10 protein-coding genes and 1 tRNA gene are annotated in these 16,438 nt (G+C 44.4%); 7 read left to right on the plus strand and 4 right to left on the minus strand.

Annotated features, from left to right (window positions below; all coding sequences use genetic code 11):
* Positions 1–51: 51 nt before the first annotated feature.
* From K7G75_RS02210 to K7G75_RS02225, 4 genes are all read left to right on the plus strand, one after another.
* Positions 52–3,174, plus strand: coding sequence for a UvrD-helicase domain-containing protein (locus K7G75_RS02210; RefSeq protein WP_222982317.1), 3,123 nt, complete (start codon positions 52–54; stop codon positions 3,172–3,174).
* A gap of 11 nt (positions 3,175–3,185) precedes the next feature.
* Positions 3,186–4,379, plus strand: coding sequence for a glycine C-acetyltransferase (gene kbl, locus K7G75_RS02215; protein WP_222982319.1), 1,194 nt, complete (start codon positions 3,186–3,188; stop codon positions 4,377–4,379).
* Positions 4,380–4,492: 113 nt separating this feature from the next.
* Positions 4,493–5,851 (plus strand): OmpA family protein, encoded by a 1,359-nt coding sequence (locus K7G75_RS02220; protein ID WP_222982320.1) that lies wholly within the window; start codon positions 4,493–4,495, stop codon positions 5,849–5,851.
* Positions 5,852–5,914: 63 nt separating this feature from the next.
* A complete protein-coding gene (locus K7G75_RS02225; RefSeq protein ID WP_222982322.1) occupies positions 5,915–8,653 on the plus strand; it encodes a PD-(D/E)XK nuclease family protein in 2,739 nt (912 codons plus the stop codon).
* On the opposite strand, the gene K7G75_RS02230 is transcribed toward K7G75_RS02225, so the two are convergent.
* The 3 genes from K7G75_RS02230 to K7G75_RS02240 all read right to left on the minus strand — a co-directional run bounded on the left by K7G75_RS02230 (position 8,645) and on the right by K7G75_RS02240 (position 10,351).
* Positions 8,645–9,355 carry an SDR family oxidoreductase gene (locus K7G75_RS02230; RefSeq protein ID WP_222982324.1) on the minus strand — a complete coding sequence of 237 codons (711 nt, stop codon included), beginning with the start codon at positions 9,353–9,355 and terminating at the stop codon, positions 8,645–8,647. The genes K7G75_RS02225 and K7G75_RS02230 overlap by 9 nt on opposite strands.
* Before the next feature lie 69 nt (positions 9,356–9,424).
* A tRNA-Ala gene (locus K7G75_RS02235) sits at positions 9,425–9,498 on the minus strand.
* 55 nt (positions 9,499–9,553) lie between these two features.
* Positions 9,554–10,351, minus strand: coding sequence for a universal stress protein (locus tag K7G75_RS02240; RefSeq protein WP_222982326.1), 798 nt, complete (start codon positions 10,349–10,351; stop codon positions 9,554–9,556).
* 186 nt (positions 10,352–10,537) lie between these two features.
* Here K7G75_RS02240 and K7G75_RS02245 point away from each other — a divergent pair, with 186 nt between their 5' ends.
* The 3 genes from K7G75_RS02245 to K7G75_RS02255 all read left to right on the plus strand — a co-directional run bounded on the left by K7G75_RS02245 (position 10,538) and on the right by K7G75_RS02255 (position 13,569).
* Positions 10,538–11,872, plus strand: coding sequence for an MATE family efflux transporter (locus tag K7G75_RS02245; RefSeq protein WP_222983437.1), 1,335 nt, complete (start codon positions 10,538–10,540; stop codon positions 11,870–11,872).
* A gap of 26 nt (positions 11,873–11,898) precedes the next feature.
* Entirely contained in the window at positions 11,899–12,666 is a 768-nt protein-coding gene (locus K7G75_RS02250; protein WP_222982328.1) for an enoyl-CoA hydratase/isomerase family protein, read from the plus strand.
* A gap of 117 nt (positions 12,667–12,783) precedes the next feature.
* Positions 12,784–13,569, plus strand: coding sequence for a UDP-2,3-diacylglucosamine diphosphatase (locus tag K7G75_RS02255; protein WP_222982330.1), 786 nt, complete (start codon positions 12,784–12,786; stop codon positions 13,567–13,569).
* 53 nt (positions 13,570–13,622) lie between these two features.
* Here the strand turns inward: K7G75_RS02255 and ppdK are convergent, their stop codons facing one another.
* Positions 13,623–16,343 carry a pyruvate, phosphate dikinase gene (gene ppdK, locus K7G75_RS02260; RefSeq protein ID WP_222982332.1) on the minus strand — a complete coding sequence of 907 codons (2,721 nt, stop codon included), beginning with the start codon at positions 16,341–16,343 and terminating at the stop codon, positions 13,623–13,625.
* Positions 16,344–16,438 lie beyond the last annotated feature (95 nt).

The following is a 16,438-nucleotide window of genomic DNA, read 5'->3' on the forward strand; positions in this document are numbered from 1 at the left end:
AATCCATGTTAAGTTAGGCTCGGGAATCCGTAATTTGCATCAAAAAGTTTTTTGGAAGATTCTTGTTTTAAAATATTCAGTGCCTCGGCCGGTTCCGGAAAAACATATGCCCTGGCCAAACAATATCTCAAGCTATTGCTTTCCCATCCTTCTCCCTCGGGATTTAGGCAGATTTTGGCCATGACATTTACCAACAAGGCCGTGAGCGAGATGAAGACCCGAATCTTGGATCAGCTCCATGCCTTTGGCAACGATCCAACACCAAAAAACCAGATTCCCTTGTTTCTACAGCTTTGTGAGGAGCTCGGAATGGATGAGAAACAGTTGAGGGCAAGGGCAAACCTCGTGCTAAAGCTGATCCTACACAATTATTCCTTTTTTGAGATATCCACCATTGACAAGTTCAACCACAAGATCATCAAGACATTTGCCCGGGACCTTCACCTTTCACAGAATTTTGAGGTGGAACTGGACACCGACCTGCTGTTGGAAGAAGCGGTGGGAAGGCTGTTGGAACGAACCGGTACGGACCAGCAATTGACAGAGGCACTAATAGCCTTTTCACTGGAAAAGATTGATGATGACAAAAGCTGGAACATTGCCTTTGATCTAAAGGAAATTGGAAAGTTGCTCTTTCAGGAAAACCATGCGGCCCATGTTGAGGCACTGCGTTCCAAATCGATTGATGATTTTCGGGAAATCCAGAAAAATTTGGCGTCCCAGATAGATGCGATGGAACAGAAAGCAAGGGCCGAAGCAGCAAATGTTCTACAAGAGATTCGCGGACAAGGTTTTGATTTTGAGGATTTTCCGAGAAAAACACTCCCCAACCACTTTCAAAAAATAATGGAGGGAAAATTCAATCCGAGGGAGCTTTATACCAGCAAAACCCTTGAGCCCAACTTGATAGAAGGCAAGATACTAAAGGCCAATGACAACCGGGATGTTTCTGTCCTGTCCAACACTATTCTTACAGCGTATCTATCCATCAAAAAATATATATACCGCCACAGCTACCTCAAGAACATGTATGGCAATATCGTTCCCATGACGGTTTTGAACGAAATAGCCAAGGAGATCAAAAATATTGAGTTGGAAAGGGATATCACTCCCATTTCATCCTTTAACACCATCCTTTCGAAAGAAATAAAAAACCAACCCGTGCCCTTTATTTATGAACGCATGGGAGAAAAATATCGCCATTATTTTGTTGACGAATTCCAGGACACCTCGAGGATGCAATGGGAAAATTTGATCCCACTCATCGGCAATGCCTTGGAAAGTGAGAATGAAAGGAGCGAACGGGGCTCACTTTTTTTGGTTGGCGATGTAAAACAAGCTATTTACCGTTGGCGTGGAGGAAGGACCGAACAATTTTTAAATCTCATCAATACCAGAACCAATCCTTTTGTGGTGGCACCCACCGTCCACTCCCTAGATACCAACTGGAGAAGTCTGGATGAGATCGTGGGGTTCAACAATGCCTTTTTTGCCGCTGTGGCGCCCACTTTGGAAAATGAGGATTACCGAAATCTATTTCTGAAGGATTCCCACCAAAAAACGAACAATAAGCCTGGAGGTTTTGTGCAGCTCACCTTTTTGGAAAAAAATGGGGAGAACCAAGATGCCGTTTACTGCGAAAAGGTTCTGAGCACAATTAATTATATTGTTTCGGCTGATTATACCCATTCCGATATTTGCGTGTTGGTCAGGGACAACAAAAAGGGAGTGCTCTTGGCCAATTTCCTTGCCCAGAACAATGTGCCTATCATTTCGTCGGATGCGCTACTGTTGAACAAAAATGAAAACGTGGCTTTTTTAATTGCGGTGCTCCGGGTTTTTGAGAACGAACAGGATCTGGAAGCTGCATACCTTATATTAAGGTACTTGTGCCAAGATAAAAGCGATAGGCATGGATTCATTTCCAAAAACCTGTTCCAAATAGCTGATTTTCTTTCTTCGGAACACGGATTCAATATTGGCGCGCTAAAAGGGCATCCAGTGCTTACCATCCTGGAAAATGCCATAGTGCAGTTCAAGCTTGCCAACGATGCCCCTGCCCATATTGTATCCTTAATGGATACGGCCCTTGAGATTGAAAAAAGAAAAGGTCCCAGTGTGCATGCCTTTTTAAATTATTGGGAAGTAAAAAAGGAGACCCTGTCCATTGCCGCTCCTGAAGGTGTTGATGCGGTGAACATCATGACCATCCATAAGGCCAAAGGACTTGAATTTCCATTTGTGATATTCCCATTTGCCAACACACTTTTGGATGATAAAAGAAAGAAGAAAAAGATATGGGCCCCCTCAAGCAATAAGGATATAGATCTGGGATTGGAGGAATTTCTGATCAACAGTACCAGGGACATGTTGACCTATGATGAAGAAGCGGCCCAAATCTATATTGATGAGGAGCAGAAGTCGATTTTGGATGCCATGAATGTGCTGTATGTGGCTCTAACCCGGCCAGTAATGGGACTTTATATATTCACGGACGAGGCCAAACCCTTGGCCTCCATTAATGAAGCGTCCTCCTATTCTGACCTTTTCCAATGGTATGTTCAGCAAGTTGATGTTCCAAAGAATGCAGATCTCATCTATACTTTGGGTGCATTTCCACAAAATCTAGGTACAACTGATAAGTCAACCACGTCTCAACAGGACATTACATACATAACAAGGGGCAAAGGAGATTCTGAATTTGCGATTTCAACAAAAACCGGGCGCTTATGGGACGATGAAAGGCTAGAGGCCATAGAAAAAGGTAACCTTATACATTTTGCGCTGAGCCAGATACATACCTTGGAAGATATTCCAAAGGTGATAAAAATGATGTTGGACTCCGGAGATCTGCCCCAAGCTTCTGCCGAGGAGATAAAACAAAAGATTCTCGATGTGGTAACCCACCCCCACCTAAAAGCCTACTATTCCGCCGGTGTCCAAATATTGAACGAACGGGAAATCCTCACCAGAACCGGCGTTTCCCTTCGACCGGATAGGATAACCATTTCCAGAAACCGGGCCACCATAATAGATTATAAAACTGGAAGTCCCATACCAAAACACAAGGCCCAGCTTATTCATTATAAAGAAGTAATAGAGGAAATGGATTTTGAAATAGAAAATGCCATTATTGTTTATATTGACGAAAAAATAAATCCTGTTTTTGTTTAAACTGAACTACCATGTACGGAAAAATTAAGGAACACCTGGCCGAGGAGTTGGAAACCATTAGGGAAGCTGGGCTTTTTAAGAAAGAAAGGGTGATTACCTCCCCACAAGGAGCGGTCATAAAAATTTCAACGGGCCAAGAGGTCATCAATTTCTGCGCCAATAATTATTTGGGGCTTTCATCCCATCCCGAAGTGATCCAAGCGGCAAAGGATACATTGGACTCCCACGGCTTTGGGATGTCCTCGGTACGTTTTATCTGCGGCACCCAGGATATCCATAAAGAATTGGAGCAAAAGATCGCAGACTTTTATGGCACGGAGGATACCATATTATATGCAGCGGCCTTTGATGCCAATGGAGGGGTGTTCGAACCGTTGCTTACCGCAGAGGATGCCATTATCTCGGATTCACTTAACCATGCATCCATTATAGATGGTGTTCGGCTTTGCAAAGCAAAACGATACCGCTACGCGAACAACGACATGGCCGATTTGGAGGCTCAGCTTAAACAGAGTGTCCAGGACCAAGCCCGTTTCAAGATCATTGTCACCGACGGGGTGTTTTCCATGGATGGGCTCTTGGCCCCGTTGGACAAAATCTGCGCCCTCGCTGAAAAATACGATGCCATGGTTATGATCGATGAATGCCATGCCGCCGGTTTCATAGGTGAGACTGGCAGGGGTACCCTGGAAGAAAAGGGCGTCATGAACAGGATTGATATCATAACGGGCACACTGGGCAAGGCACTTGGCGGGGCCATGGGTGGATATACCACCGGAAAAAAAGAAATCATTGAAATGCTCAGGCAGCGTTCCCGCCCCTACCTTTTCTCCAACTCATTGGCACCGGCCATAGTCGGAGCGTCCATCAAAGTATTTGAAATGCTCCAAAACGATACATCCCTTCGGGATAAGCTGGAGCAAAACACGGCATACTTTAAAAAAGGAATGAAAAATGCTGGGTTCGACATCATCGATGGGGACTCCGCCATTGTTCCTGTGATGCTTTACGACGCCAAAATGTCCCAAAAGATGGCGGATATGTTGCTTGAGGAGGGAATTTATGTCATCGGATTCTTCTACCCCGTAGTGCCCAAGGACAAGGCAAGGATTCGTGTCCAACTCTCTGCCGCTCACGAGAAACACCACTTGGATCAAGCCATAGAGGCCTTTGTTAAGGTGGGTAAAATGTTAAAAATCGTTTAACGGTTATAAAAGTTCTATGTAATGCATCAAAAAAAAAGAATGTTTGATTTTGTTAATAAGTCTTAACAACTTACATTTGCTGCTGATAAACACTTAAACTTAAAATTTTGAGCATGAAACATCTTAGCAAATTATTGGTTGTTGCCCTTGTCTTCGTAGGGTTTAACAACATACAAGCGCAAGACGAGAATAATCCATGGCAGATCAGTTTTGGTATAAATGCGATTGATGCTTATCCAACTAACGATCCAAACAATGCCTTCTCAAGTACTTCATTGTTTGACGAATACTTCAACGTTTCCGATCACTGGAATATCTTGCCGTCTGTTTCCTATGTTGGCGTTTCCAAATATATTGGAGATGGTTTTTCTGTAGGGGCCAGAGGTTCTATCAACAGAATTGAGAAATTGGGTGATGCCGTTGCTGACGACCTTTCTCACTACGCTATAGATGGTACCATTAAATATAATTTCCTAAAAAATACCACTGTAGATCCTTTCGTGGAAATCGGAGGGGGTTACACCTGGGTAGATAACATTGGTGCCGGAACTGCCAACGGAGGTGTTGGTGTAAACTTCTGGTTCTCAGAAAATATTGGTCTTACTTTACAGACCCAATACAAGCATGCCTTTGAAGATTACCTAATAAGACACTTCCAGCACATGGCTGGTATCAGCGTTCGTTTTGGAGGTACTGATACTGATGGTGACGGAATCTACGACAAAGACGATGCTTGTCCAGAAGTTGCTGGATTGGAAGCATTCAATGGTTGTCCTGATTCAGACGGTGATGGTATCGAAGATGGTAAGGACGATTGTCCAAACGAAGCTGGTTCAAAAGAACTTAACGGATGTCCTGATGCTGACGGTGACGGTATTGCCGACAAAGACGATGCTTGTCCAAACGAAGCAGGTCTTGCTGAATTGGCTGGATGCCCTGATGCTGACGGTGACGGTGTTGCCGATAAGGATGATGAGTGTCCTAACGAAGCTGGTCCAGCTGAAAACAATGGATGCCCATGGCCAGACAGTGATGGAGACAGCGTTCTTGACAAAGACGATCAGTGTCCTCAAGTAGCAGGTACTGTAGCCAACAATGGTTGTCCAGAAGTTACCGAGGAAGTTCAGAAGCAGTTGAACGACTACGCTAGAACTATCTTGTTCGACACTGGTAAAGCCACTATCAAAGCTGAGTCTACTTCAGTAATGGTTGACATCATCCAAATCTTGAATGAGTATCCTAATGCTAAGTTCACGGTAGAAGGACATACTGACAGTGTAGGTAGCGAGTCTAACAATCAACGTCTCTCTGAAGCACGCGCACTTTCTGTAAAAGACTTCTTGGTCGACAAGGGTATCGATGCGTTCAGATTGTCAGCAGTTGGTTATGGTGAGGCCAAGCCTATCGCCACAAACAACACAAGAGCTGGTAGAGCACAAAACAGAAGAGTTGAAATCAACTTGGTTAAATAATAAGAAATAACATTTCTTTTGAAAAAGGCGCTGCGATTGTAGCGCCTTTTTTATTTTTAGTATATGGCCGAGAGTTTTCTGGAATTCATCGTTGAGGATCTACATAGCAAGAAAATAGATGTGGCCAACTGTACTTTTGTCCTCCCTAGCAAACGCTCAGGAACCTTTCTAAAAAAGTACATTGCCGCTAAACTGGGTAGAACCATTTTCAGCCCAGAGATATGGTCCATTCAAGATTTTATTGCGGACATTGCCAGCATGTCGCCCACTTCCAATGTAGATTTACTCCTGGAACTCCACAATGCTTACAAAAAATCCGACACTTCTCAACCAGATGACTTCCCTTCCTTTTTAAAATGGGGAAACATATTGCTTCAGGATTTTAATGAGATTGACTCACACCTGATTCCTGCCACTGACATCCTTAACTATTTGTCGGCCATAAAAGAAATTGACCATTGGGCCGTAAATAAGCAGAAAACCAAACTTGTTGAAGACTATCTGCAACTATGGAATAATCTCGAGTCAATATATGGTCATTTCAATAAGGCCCTCATGGAAAAAGGCAAGGGATATCCTGGGTTGATTCAACGAACGGCGCTGCAAAAGCTGGAAGAATCCAGATATACCAAAAAAGACGAAAAGCTTGTCTTTGTCGGATTCAATGCGTTGAGTGCTGCAGAGGAAAAAATAATCCAACACTTTTTGGATTCTGAAAATGCGCTGATTTACTGGGACATTGATTCGTATTTTTTCAATGACCCAATTCATGATGCAGGGCTTTTTATCCGAAAATATCAAAATGAATGGCCCTACTATAAGAACAAATCCAGCATTACACCCCAAAACAACTTTCTCTTGGCTAAAAAAATCTCCATCACGGGAATCCCCAAAAATATCTCCCAGACAAAATACGTAGGTTCACTTTTACAGGATATTCAATCCAAGTCTACTTCAGTTCTTGAGAATACTGCCGTTGTGCTTTCCGACGAGTCATTGTTATCTCCCATGCTAAAAGCAGTTCCATCAAACATTGCCAACGTGAACATTACCATGGGGATGCCTTTGGACAAAACGGTTCTTTTCTCCTTTTTCCATGACTACCTGGAGCTTCATTTGTCCATGTCCGAGCGCGGCTATTTCTACAAACCTGTTCTGGAGTTCCTTTCAAATCCATACGCCGCAATACTTTCCAGCAACCACGCTCTGGATTTTGCACAAAAACTTGTTGAGCGCATTAAACAAAACAACTGGGTCTATGTTTCCGGCGATAACCTATCATATTTGGCCAAAGAAAATAATCTCGTCCCAGAGATTTTTCCAAAAAAGGCGATTTCACCCATAGGCTGGATCAACTCCAGTATTGAACTCATCACCCGCTTGAAGTACATTTTTCAAGAGCAGTCAAGCGCTTTGGAGCTGGAAAGACTATACCGGTTTTTCACCCTCTTCAACCAACTACGGCAATATCTACTTGATGGGAACGTCAAACTGGATATGAAATCCCTGAAGAGTCTCTATAAACAGTTGGCTTCCATGGAAACATTGGATTTTATCGGCGAGCCCTTGAACGGGCTCCAGATCATGGGGGTCCTGGAGAGTAGAAACCTGGATTTTGACACGGTTATCATTACCTCGGTGAACGAAGGCATTATCCCATCGGGAAAATCCGGCGGTTCCTTTATTCCGTTTGATGTGAAACGGGATTATGGTCTCCCCACCTACAAGGAAAAAGATGCCATTTTTGTATATCATTTCTATCGACTAATTCAAAGGGCTAAGAATATATACATTACATACAACACCGAACCGGATGTTTTGGAAGGTGGGGAAAAAAGCAGATTGGTGGCCCAATTGCTCTCGGATGTAAACCTTGAGCCTTATGTGACGCATACTATCGCAACCCCTGCAGTAAAACTGAAGGAATCCCCTGATCTACACATTTCAAAGCACGGTTTGCTTTTGGAAGACATAAAAGCATTCGCCGGAAAGGGATTTTCGCCAACCTCCTTGACCAACTATATAAAAAATCCCATCGAATTTTATACCAGGAACATACTAAGAATCAATGACCTGGAAGAAGTTGAGGAAAACATGGCGGCCAATACTTTTGGAACCATTTTGCACAACAGCTTGGAGGATTTATATACACCTCTGGTGGGAACGACCGTGTCCGTTGAACAAGTGACCAAACTAAATCTGTACATTGAGGATGTACTGAAGCACAATTTCCAAAAAGTCCTTCCCGGGCTAGATATCTCCAAAGGTTCTTATTTTTTGGTATATAACGTTTTGGCCAAATATCTGCGAAACTTCATTGCGCTGGAGGAGGACCAACTCAAGAACAACAGCATCAAACTGATTGCCCTTGAGAAAAAATATGAGATGAAACTGCACATCCCTGAATTGGATTTTCCGGTAGTTCTTAAAGGAACATTGGACCGTATTGATGAAATTAATGGAACAACCCGAATAATTGACTACAAAACGGGCCGTGTGGAGGCAAAAAATGTTACCATCAAGGAGTGGGAAGAATTGCTCACCAATTATGATAAAAGCAAAGCTTTCCAGTTGCTGAGCTATGCCTATCTATATAGCAAAAATGAACAAAAGGATGTCCTCCAAGCCGGTATTTACGCGTTTAAAACATTGGGTAAGGGGCTTCTGTACTTTAAAGACCAGAATAATGCACTTATCGACCCCTCTGTTCTTTCCACCTTCGAAAATCATCTAAAGACGCTTATACTCGAAATCTGTGATGTGCAAAAACCCCTTGTTGAAAAAAAGGAGGGTTCACTTTAGGTCCGGACGCGTTGGACGCACTTCTACCTTACTGGGCAACGTCCTCGGGTGCATCTTCAATAGATCAACCACCAATTTCCCAATATCCTCAGGTTGAATTTTCCAGGCATCCTTTTCAGAGGGCTCATTTTGGTTAAAATGGGTAGCGACGGAACCTGGCATAATGGTAGTAGCCTTAATATTGTATTTTCTAAGGTCCAACATGGCGGCTTGGGTAAAGCCAACAACACCAAACTTGGTGGCATTGTATCCCGCACCCTGGGCAAAAAAATTGGTCCCGGCCAAACTGGCCACTGTCATATAGTATCCCTCCGATTTCTTCAATGCCTCCACCGAGGCTTTTAAGGTATGGAAAACGCCATTCAGATTTGTGTTTATCATCTCATGCCAATCATTGCTGTTCAATTCATCCACCGATGCAAAATGGCCTATACCAGCATTGGCTATTACCACATCGAGCTGTCCCCATGCCTTCAGAATGGAAGCAATGGCGCGTTCTTCATCTTCCAAACAAGCAACATCGGAAGCTAAACCCAATACATTTTCACCATTCTTCAGTAGCTTGACAGCATCGCTTACGCCCAGTTCATTTCTTCCACTAATAGCCACCTTCATTCCATGCTCCAGCAAACTTTTTGCCACTCCAAAGCCAATTCCCTTGGTGCCTCCGGTTATATAGGCAACCTTCCCATTTAAATCCATAAGTACTCGTTTAGATCAAAGTTCGTGAAATAAAGTCCATAAAAAAAGCACCTCAACCGAGGTGCCTTGTGGAGAATACCGGATTCGAACCGGTGGCCTCTTGCATGCCATGCAAGCGCTCTAGCCAACTGAGCTAATCCCCCGGAGAGCGCAAAGGAAGTACTTTTTGCGAAAGTATCAAAATTTGTTGTTCCTGCCTCAGTCCTTTTTAACACTCAGGACCAATACGGGAATGGGAACATAAAACTCAGACTTCAGGACCGTGTTCTTTTCCCAAAGTTTTTTGAAAAAGCCCCGTTTCCTCCTAAAAACGCACAACATATCGGGGTGTTGGTTTTGATAGTGTTCCATGACACCGAGGTACGTCGTCGCATTCTCAGAAATGGTCAGGTGGCTGCTGATATCCATTAGGGCCGTGTTAACCTGCAGGTCCTCTTCAGAATATCCCGGTCTTTTGACCAAGAGCAATTCTATTGTGGCATCGAATTTATTTTTGATGGCAATAAGCGGGTTCAATGCCCGTGGCCTTTTCAAAATACCGGAGCCAAAAGCAGTCATTATCTTCTTTACGGGAGCAAACTGGGTGCCCTTGGGTACAATCAAGGTGGCAATATTGGTTTTTTTAATGATCCTGCCGGAGGTATTTCCCAAATACAACTCCTCTTGAATGTCGTTGCTCCTCGGTGCTATGATGATGAGATCTATCCCCAACTCTCTGTCAATTTCCGTTAGCCCATCAATAATGTCCCCATTGTAGGTGGCAATTTTTATTTCAACATTTTTGGTGTCCACCTGTCCAATAACTTCCATTAAATGCTCTTTGCTGCTTTTGGCCACCTTTTTCTCAACATTTGCCAGACTTCCTACGGTTGAGGTCACCGAAAACACATCCATCACAAAGACCTTTGAACCAAATTGCGCTGCAAAGTCAATGGCATATTGAAGAGTCAGGGATGAGTCCGGTGAAGTTCCAATGGGTACTAGTATATTATTCATTCTATGGTGGTTATGTTTATCCATTAAATTTACAACATAATTAAAACGAATCCATAAAAGGACATGCAAAGATACCCGAAATAAAGGATATTACCAGCATGCGTGGGCCGTGGACGCCATCTTTAGAGCGAACAAAGTGAACAACTCCTTCCTTATTATGCTCCAGTGCACTACCTTGCATCGGTTTTGAGCACGGAAGTCAGTTTAAAATCAATTAACCGCCTTGCCATTCCCGCCACCATTTCGGGGATTGCGGAACCTGTCCTTTCCATTACGGACACGGCCATTGTGGGTAATGTTCCAGTGGATGGCCTGGAATCTTTGGCCGCAGCCGGTATTGTGGGCTCTTTTTTGTCCATGCTAATTTGGGTGTTGGGCCAGACCCGAAGTGCTATTTCAGCCATCATATCCCAATATCTGGGAGCTGGAAAGCTTAACGAGGTAAAAAACCTCCCTGCGCAGGCAATATTTTTCAATCTACTGCTCAGTATCGTTGTGCTCCTATCCACAATTTTCGTCATTGAGGATATTTTTAAGCTTTTCGAAGCCTCCGGAAAAATCCTCGAGTATTGTGTGTCCTACTACTCCATTAGGGTTTGGGGATTCCCGTTGACACTGTTCACCTTTGCCGTGTTCGGTATCTTTCGCGGACTACAGAACACCTTTTATCCCATGGTAATCGCCATAATCGGGGCCGGACTCAATATTTTATTGGATTTTGTCCTGGTCTATGGGATTGATGGGTTTATCCCTGCCCTCTATTTGGAAGGTGCCGCCTGGGCCAGTTTGATCTCGCAAGGGGTAATGGCCATCTTGGTGTGCATTCTTTTGGTGAAAAAGACGGACATCAGCCTAAAATTGGTTTTTCCACTGAACAAAGAGATAAAACAACTGCTTTTTATGAGCCTGCACCTTTTTATAAGGACCCTAGCCCTGAATGCTGCCCTTATGATCGCGGTTCGCGAGGCGACGGTGTTGGGCGACCACCATATTGGAGCGCATACCATTGCCATTAATCTTTGGCTGTTCGCGGCTTTCTTTATCGATGGCTATGCTGCAGCCGGCAATAGTATGGGAGGAAAGTTATTGGGTGCCCAAGATTTTGTTCGGCTTATCGATTTGGCCAAAAAAATAATGTTGTATGGCCTTTTCATAAGCTTCATATTGATGGTGGCCGGATTCATTTTCTATCGCCCGATCGGACGTGTTTTTTCCAATGAAACCCTTGTGCTGGAAACATTCTATGATATTTTTTATATAGTCATTCTCAGTCTCCCAATAAATACGATGGCTTTTGTTTTTGATGGTCTCTTTAAAGGTATGGGCGAAATGAAATACCTGCGGAATGTATTGCTCTTGGCAACCTTCTTGGGATTTGTTCCCGTTCTTTACCTTGGCAAGTACTTTGGTTTGGGGCTTCATGCCATTTGGATTGCCTTTGTGGTCTGGATGATGGTCCGGGGTTTGGCATTGGTTTGGAAATTTAGGGTAAAAATCATCCCCTTGGCCCAAAACCCTTAATTTAGCAGCTATATTAAATTGTGAACATGCCCACGGACAGACCCAACGGAAGCCTTTACACTAAAATCGAGAACCACGTGGCTTGGGTGGAATTTGGACATCCTGCCAGTAACTCCTTTGTTTCCGAACTGTTGGAACGTTTGGCGAGGGAGTTCTATAAATTGTCCGAAAACGATGCCATTTCGTTAATCGTTTTAAAATCGGAAGGTGATCGTGCCTTTTGCGCCGGGGCCTCCTTTGATGAGCTTGTGGCCATTACCAATATAGAGGATGGGAGAGCTTTTTTTAGTGGGTTTGCCCATGTCATCAATGCCATGCGCAAATGTAGCAAACCAATTATAGGACGTGTTCAGGGGAAAACTGTTGGTGGCGGAGTAGGCCTTGCCGCTGCATGTGACTATGTGTATGCCACAGAAGCCGCCAGCATCAAACTTTCTGAAGTCTCCATAGGTATTGCGCCCATGGTGATTGCGCCCGCCGTGGAACGAAAAATGGGCAAAGCAGCTCTTGCAGAGCTTTCTTTGAACCCCGCCGAGTGGAAAAATGCCTATTGGGCCAGGGAAAAGGGGCTGTTCTCCAAGGTGTTTGATTCCATTTCGGATATGGATAAGGAGTTGGAGTTTCATGTTCAAAAATTGGCTTCCTATAATGCGGACGCCCTCGCAGCGATGAAGCGCATACTTTGGGAAGGAACCGACCATTGGGACACCCTTTTGCTGGAGCGTGCGGAGGCTTCTGGTCGACTTGCCCTATCCCCGACCACAAAAAAAGTATTGGCAAAGTTTAAAAAATAAACAATGGAAATAGTTTCGTTTTTTAACAGTGACCTTGTTTTTCCCCTAATGGCCCTGTTGGTCATTGTGGTGTACGTTTTGACCAGGATTCGCAATAGAAAGCGCTTTAAAAGATAAATGAAAGTCATTTCCCTACAAAAAGGTAAAAAGGTCTACTTCGCCAGTGACAACCATTTGGGTGCACCAACCCAAAAGGACAGTTTGCCACGGGAAAAGAAGTTTGTGGCCTGGCTGGATTCCATCAAACATGATGCGCAGGCCATTTTTTTGATGGGAGACCTTTTTGATTTTTGGTTCGAGTACAAAACAGTTGTCCCCAAAGGATTCACCCGTACCCTTGGCAAACTTGCCGAGCTCTCCGATAGCGGCATCCAGATAACCTATTTTGTGGGCAACCATGATTTGTGGATGAACGGCTATTTTGAGGAAGAACTGAATATCCCCGTTTACCACGAACCCCAGCATTTTTTGATCAATGATACCTCTTTCTTCATTGGTCATGGGGATGGTCTAGGTCCAGACGACAAAGGTTTCAAAAGAATGAAAAAAGTTTTCACCAATCCCATTGCGCAATGGTTTTTCAAGTGGTTGCACCCCGATTTGGGCGTGCGCCTGGGAAAGCATCTATCCGTAAACAATAAGATCATTTCTGGGGAGGCCGATGCAAAGTTTATGGGCGAGGACAAGGAATGGCTTGTTCTTTATGCCAAACGAAAATTGGAAACCCGGCATTATGACCATTTCATTTTTGGGCACAGACATCTGCCTATGGAAATCAAGTTAAGCAAAACATCAACCTATACCAATCTTGGGGATTGGATCTCCCATTTCACTTATGCGGTTTTTGACGGTAAGAATCTTTCACTCCATTCGCAAAAGAACATGTCCCAACCCCAGAAATAAAAGCTTTACCGGGGCCAGGGCATTCTCGTGAATATGGATTTTCACTATGGCATCTATTTTACTGCCGCCTGTGCCGCGGCAATCCGTGCAATGGGGACCCTAAAGGGTGAGCAGCTTACATAATTGATTCCTGTTTGGTAACAAAACTCCACAGAGCTTGGTTCACCTCCATGCTCACCACAGATTCCCACTTTAAGATCACTGTTGGACGCCCTGCCTCTTTTTGTGCCCATTTCAACAAGTTGTCCAACTCCTTCTTGGTCGAGAATTTCAAAAGGGTCTGCGGCCAATATTCCTTTTTCCAAATAGATTGGCAGGAACTTTCCGGCATCGTCCCTTGAATAACCGAAAGTCATTTGGGTTAGGTCATTTGTCCCAAATGAGAAAAACTCGGCTCTATTGGCAATCTCGCCCGCGATCAATGCTGCCCTTGGCACTTCTATCATGGTGCCTATGGAAAAGTCAACCTTGTCGTCATATTCTTCAAAAACAAGCTGGGCGGTTTCCCTGATCACCTTTTCTTGTTCCACAAATTCACTAACGGTCCCTACTAGAGGAACCATAATTTCAGGTTTGGCCGCAATTCCTTTTTGCTTTAAGCTTAGGGCTGCTTCCAAAATGGCCCGGGTCTGCATCTCGGTAATCTCGGGGTAGGTGTTTCCAAGACGACATCCCCTATGGCCCAACATGGGATTGAACTCTTCAAGTTCCGCCACCTTGGATTTTACAGCTCCCAAGGAAATATGAAGATCTTCTGCCAATTCCTTTTGCGTCGCCAATTGGTGTGGGACAAATTCGTGCAAGGGTGGGTCCAACAACCTTATGGTCACCGGCAAACCGTTCATCACCTCAAATATTTCCTCAAAATCTTTGCGTTGCATGGGCAACAAATCCTCCAAAGCTGCTTTTCTGCCTTTTACCGTGCTGGCCAAAATCATTTCCCTCATGGCCTTGATCCGGTCCACTTCAAAAAACATGTGCTCTGTCCTTGCCAGTCCAATACCGGTGGCGCCAAAGCTTTTAGCTATTTTTGCATCCTTTGGGTTATCGGCATTCGCTCTAACTTCCATGGTCCTGAACTTATCCGACAAGGCCATAATTTCGGCAAATTCTCCAGTAAGCTCCGGTTCCATGGTGGCCACTTTTCCCTCCAGGACATTGCCTGTCGAACCGTTCAAGGAAATCCAATCGCCCTCGTGGTATACTTTGCCATCAACGGTCATTGTTCTTTTTTTGTAATTAATCTTTAATGCGCCCGCACCGGAAATACAACATTTTCCCATTCCCCTGGCAACAACTGCCGCATGGGAGGTCATCCCTCCGCGAGCTGTCAAAATACCTTTTGCCAAGTTCATTCCCTCAAGATCTTCGGGAGAGGTCTCTATCCGAACCAGGATTGAATTCTTGAATTTTTTGGCCTCATCCGCAAAAAAAACAATCTGCCCAGTGGCAGCTCCCGGTGATGCTGGCAATCCCTGGGCAATCACATGGGCTCTCTTCAAGGCCTTGGGGTCAAACACGGGATGTAACAATTCATCCAATTTATTGGGCTCTATCTTTAGCAAGGCCTCTTTTTCACTCAAAAGGCCTTCCCTCAATAAATCCACAGCAATCTTGACCATGGCCGCTCCTGTACGTTTGCCGTTTCGGGTCTGGAGAATCCAGAGTTTTCCATCCTGAATGGTGAACTCCATGTCCTGCATATCCCTGTAATGCTTTTCCAGCACCTCTTGATAATTGAACAACTCCGTGTAGATCTTTGGCATGATTTCTTCCAAAGAGGGATAGTTTTTACGTCTTTCATCCTCATCTGTCTGTGCCAGTTCCGCCCACCGGATTGAACCCAATTTAGTAATCTGTTGGGGCGTGCGCACACCAGCCACCACATCTTCGCCTTGGGCATTGACCAGGTACTCGCCATTAAATTCGTTGGACCCGGTGGCGGCATCACGGGTAAAGCATACCCCTGTAGCCGAATTATCACCCATATTTCCAAAAACCATAGCCTGCACATTAACAGCAGTACCCCAATCTGAGGGTATTCCATTGATTTTTCGATAATATATTGCCCTATTGCCGTTCCAGCTGTCAAAAACAGCCATGACGGCTCCCCATAACTGCTCCCAAGGGTTATTTGGGAAGTTGCGCCCGGTTTTCTTTTTTACACTGTCCTTAAAATCATAAACAAGGTCTTGAAGGTCTTGCACGGTGAACTGTGTGTCGTGCTCAATGCGTCTTTTCTCCTTAAGATGGTCTATTATTTCCTCAAATGGATCTTCATCTTCCTTGGTCGCCGGTTTCATACCCAACACGACGCTGCCGTACATTTGGATGAACCGGCGATAGGAATCCCAGGCAAAGCGTTCATTATTGGTTTTCTTGGCCAGGCCAATTACAGAATCGTCATTCAACCCCAAATTGAGTACCGTATCCATCATCCCTGGCATGGATACCCTGGCTCCCGATCTTACCGAAAGCAATAGCGGGTTCTCATTGTCCCCGAACTGCGTCCCCATGTTTTTTTCAATTTTCCGGATTGAAGCTGCCACCTCTTCCTCAAGCAGTCCAATCACCATATCCCTACCTTGGCCATTGTACTCCGTACACACTTCCGTAGTGATCGTAAATCCCGGAGGCACAGGAATTCCCAACCTGCTCATTTCGGCCAAATTGGCTCCTTTTCCCCCGAGCAAATTCTTCATTTCGCTACTTCCATCGGCATTTTTGTCTCCGAATGTATAGACCCTTTTTTTTGTTTTTGTCAAAATCTCCATTGAAATTAGTCTTTAAATATCCGCAACTTCGAAGGTAAGCTGCTTGACAACGGGGATTTATGACCAAAGTCATGAAAGAGGAAAACAGTGTTAAA

It is taken from the genome of Flagellimonas meishanensis (assembly GCF_019880545.1).
Lineage (GTDB): Bacteria > Bacteroidota > Bacteroidia > Flavobacteriales > Flavobacteriaceae > Flagellimonas > Flagellimonas meishanensis.